The sequence below is a fragment of the Nocardioides sp. genome, assembly GCF_051876515.1.
Classification (GTDB): Bacteria; Actinomycetota; Actinomycetes; order Propionibacteriales; family Nocardioidaceae; genus Nocardioides.
Genome location: NZ_JBJEHY010000072.1, coordinates 1 through 1,323 on the forward strand (window position 1 = coordinate 1; position 1,323 = coordinate 1,323).

Sequence of the window (1,323 nt, forward strand, 5' to 3'; positions counted from 1 at the left end):
CCCCGTCAGCCCGCAGGTCGGCCGCAACGTCCTGCTCGGTGCGCTGCTCGGCGCGCTGCTGGGCTTCGGGTACGCCGTGGTCCGCTCCGTCCTCGACCGCCGCCTGCGCAGCCCCGAGGACGTCGAGCGCGCCGGCGGAGTCTCGATGGTCGGCTCCATCCCGGTGGTCGACGAGAAGTCCCGCATCTTCGTCACCGCGACCGGCGTCAGCACCGAGGCGATCGCCGCCGAGGGCCTGCGTCGCCTGCGCACCAACCTGTCGTACATGGACGTCGACAACCCGCCGCACTCGATCGTCATCACCAGCCCGCAGCAGGGTGACGGCAAGTCCACGATCTCCGCCAACCTGGCCCTCGCGATCGCGCTTTCGGGCCAGCCCGTGACCCTGGTCGACTGCGACCTGCGCCGCCCCAACGTGGCCAAGACGCTCGACCTCGACGACACCGTCGGCCTCACCGACGTGCTCGCCGGCCGCCTCTCACTGGAGGACGCCCTGCAGGACCACCCGGAGTTCCCCGGCCTGACCGTGCTCACCGCCGGCAGCCGCCCGCCGAACCCGAGCGAGCTGCTCGGCTCGCAGGCCATGCGCAACGTCATCGACACCCTGGCCCGCCACGGCATGGTGATCCTCGACGCCCCGCCGCTGCTGCCCGTCACCGACGCCGCGATCGTGGCGCAGGGCGCCGACGGCGCGCTCATCACCGTGAGCGCCGGCAAGACCCAGGACCGCGAGCTCGAGGCCGCCGTGGAGCACCTCAAGCGCGTCCACGCCCGACCGCTCGGCGTCATCCTCAACCGCGTCTCGAAGAAGACGATCGGCGCGGGCGCGTACACCGAGTACAGCTACTACGGCTCCGACACGTACGGATCGGGTGCCGGGAAGCGTCGCGCCGGGGTCTGACGTCCGTATCGCGAGACGTCAGACAGTGATATACCCCACACGGCGCGATCATTTCTTCGGGTCAATAGGCGATGGTCCAGACCATGTGAGCGTGCCCCCGGAACGGACGTCCAACTCCCCATTTCCGAACCCGTCGGTAACGTAGCCGTTCTCCCGAATTCCTCAGCCTGTTTTCGCTTACCTTCATGGGACGGGGTGGAGCATCGGGCCTTCCCCGATTCACATCTCGAGGGGAACCGCTTCACCCATGTCCGAAAACAGCCACGCTCCCGCGCCGTCGCGGCGCAACGTCATCCGCAGTGCCGCCTGGTCTCTCCCGGCCGTCACGGTCGTCACCGCAGCACCGGCATTCGCCGCCACCGGCGACTCGCTGGCGATCACCCAGTTCACGGGTGACCTCAACCCGCTCATCACGACCTCCG

General features: G+C 69.2%; 1 protein-coding gene. It reads left to right on the forward strand.

What is annotated here, in order from left to right:
* Positions 1–901: polysaccharide biosynthesis tyrosine autokinase (locus ACI379_RS04590; protein ID WP_439790888.1), on the forward strand; the 901-nt coding region annotated here is incomplete at its 5' end.
* Positions 902–1,323 lie beyond the last annotated feature (422 nt).